This is a genomic window from Nocardia farcinica (genome assembly GCF_029867845.1).
Lineage (GTDB): Bacteria > Actinomycetota > Actinomycetes > Mycobacteriales > Mycobacteriaceae > Nocardia > Nocardia farcinica_A.
This window is the reverse complement of sequence record NZ_JARWRU010000151.1, coordinates 1-6,964: the sequence shown is the minus strand read 5'-3', so window position 1 is coordinate 6,964 and position 6,964 is coordinate 1. Positions and strand designations below refer to the sequence as shown.

The window sequence follows — 6,964 nt, the reverse complement described above, 5'->3', positions numbered from 1 at the left end:
CCCAACCCCCCCCCCGGGGGCCGTTCGATGTCCAGGGCGAGCCGGGCCGCGGGCTCAGCGCACGGACAGGTTCAGCGGGTTCAACGGCTGCGCCGCGCGCGGGGCCAGCGCGTCGTAGGCCGAGGCGATCGACTTGACAGCCAGGCGCAATGTCGGCTCCGGGTGGATGAACGGCAGGCGGACGAACCGCTCGAACGCGCCCTGCACGCCGAAACGCGGTCCGGCGGCGAGCAGTACGCCGTGGTTGGGCGCGGTGGCGGCCAGCGCGGTGGACACCGGCGCAGGCAGTTGCGCCCAGACCGACATGCCGCCCGCGGCGGGCCGCACCGTCCAGTCCGGCAGTTCCTCGGCGATGGCGTCGAGCAGGGTCGTGCGCTGGGCGCGCAGTCGCTCGCGTCGCCTGGCCAGTGCCTCGTCGGCGTGTTCGAGCAGATGGACGGTGGCGAGCTGATCCATCACGGGGGTGCCGAGGTCGACGGTGGCGCGGCTGCCGAGCAACCGGGTGATCAGCGCAGGCCCGGTGCGAATCCAGCCCACCCGCAGCCCGCCCCAGAACGATTTCGACGCCGAGCCGATGGTGATGATCTCGCTGCCCTTGGCGAACACCGCCGCCGGCGGCGGCATGGTCTCGGTCTGCGGGTCGAGGCCGAGATCGACCATGGACTCGTCGACGATGACCGTCATCCTGGTCTCGCGGGCGATCGCGGCCAGTTCGGCGCGGCCCTCGGCGTCGAGCAGCAGGCCGGTGGGATTGTTGAAGTCGGGCACCAGATAGGCCAGGGTCGCCGCGGTCTGCCTGGCGGCGCTGCGGATGCCGTCGAGATCCCATCCGGCGGACGGGTTCTCGGGCAGCAGCGGCACCGGGATGGGGCGGGCTCCGACGTCGCGGATCGCCTCGATGGCGTTCGGGTAGGTCGGATGCTCGATGAGCACCCTGGCGGCGGGGGCGGCGAGCACGTTGAGCAGCAGTCGCAGACCGTGCTGGGCGCCGAGGGTGATGAGGATCTGGTCGGGATCGGTGGGCAGGCCGCGCGCGGTGTAGCGGCGGGCGACGGCCTCGCGCAGGGCGAGCATGCCGACCGGGTCCATGCCGTGCGTGCCCAGATACGCCGGAAACCGTTGCAGCGCTTCGGCATATGCCTCCTGGATGCCCTCGGGGGCGGTCATGGCGGCGTAGGTGAGGTCGACGGTGGTCATCTCCGCCGGCGACATGGTGGCCAGGATGCCGCGCGAGGCCTTGGTGCCGTCGTGGGGCACGCTCGGCGGCAGCGCCACCGTCGAGCGTGACCCCTGCCTGCTGATGAGGTAGCCGTGCTCGCGCAGCAGGGCGTAGGTGGAGGTGATGGTGGTCCGGCTGACGCCGAGCGTGGCAGCCAGGTCGCGCTCACTGGGCAGCGCGACGCCGAGCGGGGCGCGGCCGTCGTGGATGAGCAGCCGGATGCCCTCCGCCAGCGCGAGATAGGCGGGTCTGCCGCGCTGCGCGGGCTCGTCCGCACCCGCGGTACGCCAGTTGCCGAGATCGCGGGCCAGACCGGTCGCACTGATCACTCGAGTCGCCATAAAGTCCAGTATTCGCGGATTGGCTATTCAAAGACAAGTCCAGTGGCTGGAATCTGAATACATGACCACCCTGCTGCCGCTGCTGATCGCCCTCGCCGTCACCGTTCTCGCCTACCGCGCGCTCCGCCGCGGTCCCGTCGCCGACCGGCTCGACAGGCAACTCCGCATCCCGGGCACACCGGGGGACACCGATCCCGGATCCTATGACCACCAACGGCAATGGCGTGATCTGGAAGCCGTGCGCAGCCACGAGGACGACCGCAGCGCCGCCTGAGCCCCGCTCGGCAGCGGTGCCGCACTCCGCACCCTCGTTCGTCCGGGTCGCACCGATGCGCAATACCGGCGGCAGTCCAGTCCAGTCGCACAAAACTGGACTGGACTGGTCTCGAATTCCCTTTCTATCGGGGTCCGGGTGCACACTGACTCCTATGAGTGCCCCCGTAGCGGCGCGCGTGCGCGCGGCGCTGTTCGACACGGTGATCGGCGCCTGCGCGATCAGCTGGCGCGCGGACGCGGTCGTCGGATTCCGGCTCCCCGACATCGACCCGGCCACCACGCGGGCGGCGCTGGAGCGGTCGGGCGCGATGGAGATCGAACCCACCGGCGTGATCCGCGACGCCGTCGACGGGGTCCGCGCCCACCTGGACGGAGCGCTCGACGACCTGCGGTGGATACCGCTCGACCTGAGCGGCGTGCCGGCTTTCCACCGCGCCGTCTACACCGTCACCCGTGCCATCGACCCGGGCCACACGCTCACCTATGGTCAGGTCGCCGAACGCGCGGGCCGGCCGGGCGCCGCGCAGGCGGTCGGCCAGGCGCTCGGCCGCAATCCGATCGCGCTCATCGTGCCCTGCCATCGGGTCCTGGCCGCCGATCACGGACTGCACGGCTTCTCCGCGCCCGGCGTAATCCACACCACGGCGCGTCTGCTCCCCCTCGAGCAGACGCCGGGATTCGGCGAGCCGACCCTCTTCTGAGCACCTCGACCCGACGCGACCGCATGCCCCCGACAGCGGCGCGGTCGCGGCGGCGACCCCGGCGCACCAGGGGAGACAATTAGCGGTACAAACCGGTTGGTAACTTACCTTTCGGAAGAATACCGAGGCCCCTCCGGGCCCGAACTGATGGCAGGTACGCGTGCAGATCCACTTCGACGACATCGACGCCGCCGAACTCGACCGCCGGATCGCGCTGTACGGGCCGCTCACCGACGCGGTCCGCGACCTGGTGGACGCGACCATCCGCACCGAGGTCGACGAGGACACCATCCGCGAGGTGGAGGCCACGGTGCGCGCGGCGACCGCGCGGCTGCGCGCCCAGCAGATCGAGGGCTCGTTCGGGGCCAGGTTCACCGCCGACGGCACCATGATGGCCTGGGGCAACGCCGCTGTCGGCGTGCGCAACCCGATCGCCCCGCCCATGGTGGCCGAGCGCGATCCGTCCGGGTTGCTGTACGCCGAACTCACCCTCGGCGCCGCCTACGAGGGCCCGCCGGGACTGGTGCACGGCGGCGTCTCGGCGCTGCTGCTCGACCAGCTGCTCGGCATGGCCGCGGCCCGCAACGGTCAGCCCTCCTTCACCGGCACGCTCACCTTGCGTTACCGCAGGCCGACGCCGCTCGGCCACATCCGGCTCGAGGCGTGGGTGGACCGCGTCGAGGGGGCGAAGACCTTCGTCCTCGGCTCGCTGTTGGTCGGCGGCGAGGTGGCGGTCGAGGCCGAGGCGGTGTTCATCCAGCCGAGCTGGGTCCGCAACGGTTCGCGTTGAGCCCGGCCGTCCCGCGACGGCCGGGCTGCCCGCGCTCAGGACAGGCGCACCTCGGCGGTGGCGAGGCCGAAGATCTTGCGGCCCGCGGACTTCGCGGTGATGAGCACGACGGCGGTCCTGGATTCCGGGTCGACCGACTTGATCTTGCCGGTGTACTCCACGATGCCCGGCGCCTGCGCCTCGACCACGGTGTAGTTCGACAGGCGCACGGTGTATTTGGACAGCGCGCCGGGATCGCCGAGCCAGCCGGTGACGAAGCCCGCGCCACACGCCATGGTGAGCATGCCGTGCGCGATCACGTCGGGCAGACCCGCCAGCTTCGCGATGTGCTCGTTCCAGTGGATCGGGTTGGCGTCGCCGGAGACGCCCGCGTAGTTGACCAGGTCGCCACGGGTGATGGTGACCGTGCGCGGGGGAAGCGTGTCGCCGACCGCGACGTCCTCGAAGCGCGGCGCGGTGCGCGGCGGGCGCGGCGCGGCGATCCTGGTGGCCAGCGCGTCTGCGTCCGCCGATCCCCGCGCCGAACCGTCGGCCTCGGCCGAACCGCCTGCCGTGCCGCCGCTGAGGGTGGTGGCCGGGGCGGATACGTCGAGGCCGTGCATGAGCACGCTCTTCATGGCGTCGCCGATGCCCGGCTCGACCTCGTCGGCGGTGATGCCGACGACGGTGGTGTGCATCACCTGCACCACGTGACCCGCCTGGTCGGTGAAGGTGTTGGTGACGGTCAGCAGGTCCTTGCCCGCGATGCGCCGGACCGAGGACAGCTCCACGTCGCTGGTCAGCCGGTCGCCCGCGACGACCGGGCGGTACCACTCGAAGACCTGGTCGGTCTGCACGTAGACCTCGTAGCCGGTGACCACGGACTCGAAGAGCCTGCGGTTGGCCAGCATCGCCGGGATCGAGAAGAACGTGGCGGGCGTGACCAGGCCGGAATAGCCGAGTTCGGCCGCGGCCTCCTCCTGCCAGTGCGCGGGGTGGTAATCCTGCACCGCGCGGGCGTATTCGCGGATCTTCTCCCGACCGACCTCGTAATGGTCGTCGAGCCGGTAGTGATGTCCCACCAGCGACTGCGAATGCGCACCCACATCGAACGTTGCCGTCACAAGTTGCCTTCCTCCGAGTTCGGGCCATCGTAATGGGGGCGAGGCCCGGTGGGCACATATGTGATTCTGCTATCGGTTCCGGCGACACGCGCGACGCCGGGCGACCGGTTCGGGCACGGTGGACGCGGTGCCCGGCGCGGTGGCAGGGCACCGGATGATGGAAGCGGCGGAAGCGAGCGCGGGCCGGAAGCGGCCGGAGCACACACCGGAAGGAGCACACGCCCATGGAGACGGTGACCTCGGCGGACGGCACCACGATCGCGTTCGACCGGATCGAGGCCGAGCCCACAGCCACAACACCGGAAGCAGGAGGACGGGAGGCCGGGGACGAACACGTGGGCGCCGCCACCGGCACCGTGATCCTCGTCAGCGGCGCGCTGGAGGACAGGCACTCCCCCAAACTCACCGAGATCGCCCGCCTGCTCGCCGAGGAGCACGGCCTGACCGCGATCGTCTACGACCGGCGTGGGCGCGGCGACAGCGGCGACACGCCGGGGGTGCACCAGGCGGGCAACGAGATCGACGACCTGGCGGCGGTGGCGGGCGCGGCCGGCGGCCCGGTCACCGTGTTCGGCTGGTCGGCCGGGGCGATCCTGGCGCTGCGGGCGGCGGCCTCAGGGCGGCTCGGCACGCTCGCACGGGTGGTGGCCTTCGAACCGCCGTTCGTGGTGGACAAATCCGGCCACGTGCCGCCCGCCGATCTCGGCGAGAAACTGAACCGATTCGTCGCCGACGGCAAGTCCGGCCGGGCGGCGGCGTTGTACCTGCGCAAGGTGATGGGCGTGCCGCCGACGATGGTCACCGCCATGCGCCTGACACCCTACTGGCGTTCCATGAAGGCGCTGGCCGCTTCCACCCCGCACGACTGGGCGGTACTCGGCCCGTACACGCGCGGCGAGTCCCTGCGTCCGGCGGACTGGTCCGGCCTGACCGTGCCCACCCTCGTCCTGTCCGGCGCGGACAGCGCGGTGAGCATCAAGACCGCCGCCGCCGCGACCGCCGAGGCGCTGCCGCATGCCCACCACCGCGAACTGCCCCGCCTCGGCCACGATCAGAACGCCGCGCTCATCGCCGCCCCCACCGCCGAGTGGGCGAGCGGCGGCGGCGTCCTCTGATCGGCCGATATCCCATGCGAGAGTACTGGAATCACAACACGGCGTTTCATCCCGAACTGGTCGCCGCCGTGCCAGGCCCCGGCGCACGCGTGCTCGACATCGGTTGCGGAGACGGGCTGTTGCTCGAGAGACTCTCCGCGCGTGCCGGTCACGCGGTCGGTGTGGAGCCCGACGCGGCGACGGTGCGTGCCGCACAGGCGCGGCTGGCGGGCGCGCGCGATGTCGAGATCGTGCACAGCTCGTTCCTCGAAGCCGAATTCGATTCCGGCCCCTTCGATCTCGTCACCTGCGTCGCCGCGCTGCATCACATGCCGCTGCGCCCCGCCCTGGAACGCATGAAGGCGCTCACCGCGGCCGGCGGGCAGATCCGCGTGGTCGGCCTTGCCGCCGACCGGACCGTCACCGACCATCTCCTCGCGGCCGCCCTGGTGGTTCCCGTGCGTCTGGTGAGCCTGGCCCGCCGTGAGTCCGCCTATCCGGGCATGGTCACCGCGGAGCCGCGCGAATCCTTGCGCGAGATCCGCGCCGTCGCCTCGGAGATCCTGCCCGGCCATCGCTTGCGCAGGCGCTTCCACTACCGCTACACGCTCACCTGGACGAAACCGCGCAGGCAGCCGGGGGACGGAAGTCAGAGAGGGTTGCGGCGGTAGAAATCGCAGGGGTCGCCGCTGAGGTAGCCGTCCTCGCAGGCGAAGTAGGTCTGGATGCAGCTGTTGGTATCGCAGCCGAGTTCGGCGAGACGTTCGATGATGCGGAGGTTGTCGCGTTGTTCGGGGGAGAGCGGGGCGGTGGTGGTCGTGGCCGGGATGGGCGGGGTTGGCTGGGTTGGCTGGGTTGGCTGAGTTGGCTCCGGGGCGGCGGACTCGCCGCACGCGGTCAGGCCGAGGGCGGTCGAGCCGAGGACGAGGGCGGCCACCGCCGCGCCCGCCAGCAGACCGCCTCTGCCCATCTCTTCCTCCGTGCCCGCACTCGGACCGTCAGCCTAGTGGCCCGGGCGCGAACAGGGCGGTGTTCACTCGCCGCGGGGACCTTCCTCCGAATTGTCGGGGTCGTCGGCGGGCGGGACCGAGTAGGCCGTGATCTCGAGATCGGGGTCACGCTCGTCGGTCCCGGATTCGGTGGCGGGGGTGTTCGCGGTGTTCTCGTGTCGTGGTGCGGTCATATCGGTCGGCTACCCGGTCGTGCTGTCCTCACGCGGAGTCGCGGCCCGCTCACCGCGGATGAGGGCGCCGAGGGCTTCGCGGTCGGGCACGTCGACCTTGGCGTTGGCACGGTAGAGGTGGCCTTCGACGGTGCGGACGGACAGCACGAGCCGCTCGGCGATCTGCCGGTTCGACAGGCCCGCGGCCACCAGGTTCGCGATCTCGCGCTCCCGTGCGGTCAGCGGCAACGGCTGGGCGGCCGCGCGCAGGGCCGGAG

The 6,964-nt window shown here is 71.4% G+C and carries 10 protein-coding genes; 5 read left to right on the top strand and 5 right to left on the bottom strand.

Annotation, left to right across the window (positions count from 1 at the left end; all coding sequences use genetic code 11):
* Nucleotides 1–54 precede the first annotated feature (54 nt).
* On the bottom strand, nucleotides 55–1,560 hold the full coding sequence (locus QH283_RS03025) for a PLP-dependent aminotransferase family protein (protein ID WP_280501495.1): 1,506 nt from the start codon (nucleotides 1,558–1,560) through the stop codon (nucleotides 55–57).
* Between the two features lie 61 nt (nucleotides 1,561–1,621).
* Between QH283_RS03025 and QH283_RS03020 the strand changes: the two genes are divergently transcribed.
* The 3 genes from QH283_RS03020 (at nucleotide 1,622) to QH283_RS03010 (ending at nucleotide 3,327) form a co-directional block, all read left to right on the top strand.
* Complete coding sequence (locus QH283_RS03020) at nucleotides 1,622–1,834, top strand: hypothetical protein (protein WP_280501494.1); 213 nt, start codon at nucleotides 1,622–1,624, stop codon at nucleotides 1,832–1,834.
* 145 nt (nucleotides 1,835–1,979) lie between these two features.
* Complete coding sequence (locus tag QH283_RS03015) at nucleotides 1,980–2,537, top strand: methylated-DNA--[protein]-cysteine S-methyltransferase (RefSeq protein WP_432420643.1); 558 nt, start codon at nucleotides 1,980–1,982, stop codon at nucleotides 2,535–2,537.
* Nucleotides 2,538–2,697: 160 nt separating this feature from the next.
* The gene (locus tag QH283_RS03010; protein ID WP_280501492.1) at nucleotides 2,698–3,327 is read left to right on the top strand and encodes a PaaI family thioesterase; all 630 of its coding nucleotides are present in this window, start codon (nucleotides 2,698–2,700) and stop codon (nucleotides 3,325–3,327) included.
* Between the two features lie 35 nt (nucleotides 3,328–3,362).
* On the opposite strand, the gene QH283_RS03005 is transcribed toward QH283_RS03010, so the two are convergent.
* Nucleotides 3,363–4,412: a fused (3R)-hydroxyacyl-ACP dehydratase subunits HadA/HadB gene (locus QH283_RS03005; protein ID WP_414689642.1), complete on the bottom strand. Its 1,050-nt coding sequence runs from the start codon at nucleotides 4,410–4,412 to the stop codon at nucleotides 3,363–3,365.
* 242 nt (nucleotides 4,413–4,654) lie between these two features.
* On the opposite strand from QH283_RS03005, the gene QH283_RS03000 reads away from it, so the two are divergent.
* Complete coding sequence (locus QH283_RS03000) at nucleotides 4,655–5,545, top strand: alpha/beta hydrolase (protein ID WP_280501490.1); 891 nt, start codon at nucleotides 4,655–4,657, stop codon at nucleotides 5,543–5,545.
* A gap of 14 nt (nucleotides 5,546–5,559) precedes the next feature.
* Nucleotides 5,560–6,195 carry a class I SAM-dependent methyltransferase gene (locus QH283_RS02995; protein ID WP_280501489.1) on the top strand — a complete coding sequence of 212 codons (636 nt, stop codon included), beginning with the start codon at nucleotides 5,560–5,562 and terminating at the stop codon, nucleotides 6,193–6,195.
* On the opposite strand, the gene QH283_RS02990 is transcribed toward QH283_RS02995, so the two are convergent.
* The 3 genes from QH283_RS02990 to QH283_RS02980 all read right to left on the bottom strand — a co-directional run.
* Complete coding sequence (locus QH283_RS02990) at nucleotides 6,174–6,494, bottom strand: hypothetical protein (RefSeq protein WP_280501488.1); 321 nt, start codon at nucleotides 6,492–6,494, stop codon at nucleotides 6,174–6,176. The genes QH283_RS02995 and QH283_RS02990 overlap by 22 nt on opposite strands.
* Before the next feature lie 63 nt (nucleotides 6,495–6,557).
* Nucleotides 6,558–6,707: a hypothetical protein gene (locus QH283_RS02985; protein ID WP_280501487.1), complete on the bottom strand. Its 150-nt coding sequence runs from the start codon at nucleotides 6,705–6,707 to the stop codon at nucleotides 6,558–6,560.
* Between the two features lie 9 nt (nucleotides 6,708–6,716).
* Nucleotides 6,717–6,964 (bottom strand): response regulator transcription factor (locus tag QH283_RS02980; RefSeq protein ID WP_280501486.1); only part of this gene is annotated, 248 nt, incomplete at its 5' end.

What these genes read in the sequence shown, in the direction of transcription:
- QH283_RS03000 (WP_280501490.1), top strand. Translation starts at nt 4,655, where the DNA reads ATGGAGACGGTGACCTCGGCGGACGGCACCACGATCGCGTTCGACCGG.
- QH283_RS03025 (WP_280501495.1), bottom strand. Translation starts at nt 1,560, where the DNA reads ATGGCGACTCGAGTGATCAGTGCGACCGGTCTGGCCCGCGATCTCGGC.
- QH283_RS02990 (WP_280501488.1), bottom strand. Translation starts at nt 6,494, where the DNA reads ATGGGCAGAGGCGGTCTGCTGGCGGGCGCGGCGGTGGCCGCCCTCGTC.
- QH283_RS02995 (WP_280501489.1), top strand. Translation starts at nt 5,560, where the DNA reads ATGCGAGAGTACTGGAATCACAACACGGCGTTTCATCCCGAACTGGTC.
- QH283_RS02985 (WP_280501487.1), bottom strand. Translation starts at nt 6,707, where the DNA reads ATGACCGCACCACGACACGAGAACACCGCGAACACCCCCGCCACCGAA.
- QH283_RS03020 (WP_280501494.1), top strand. Translation starts at nt 1,622, where the DNA reads ATGACCACCCTGCTGCCGCTGCTGATCGCCCTCGCCGTCACCGTTCTC.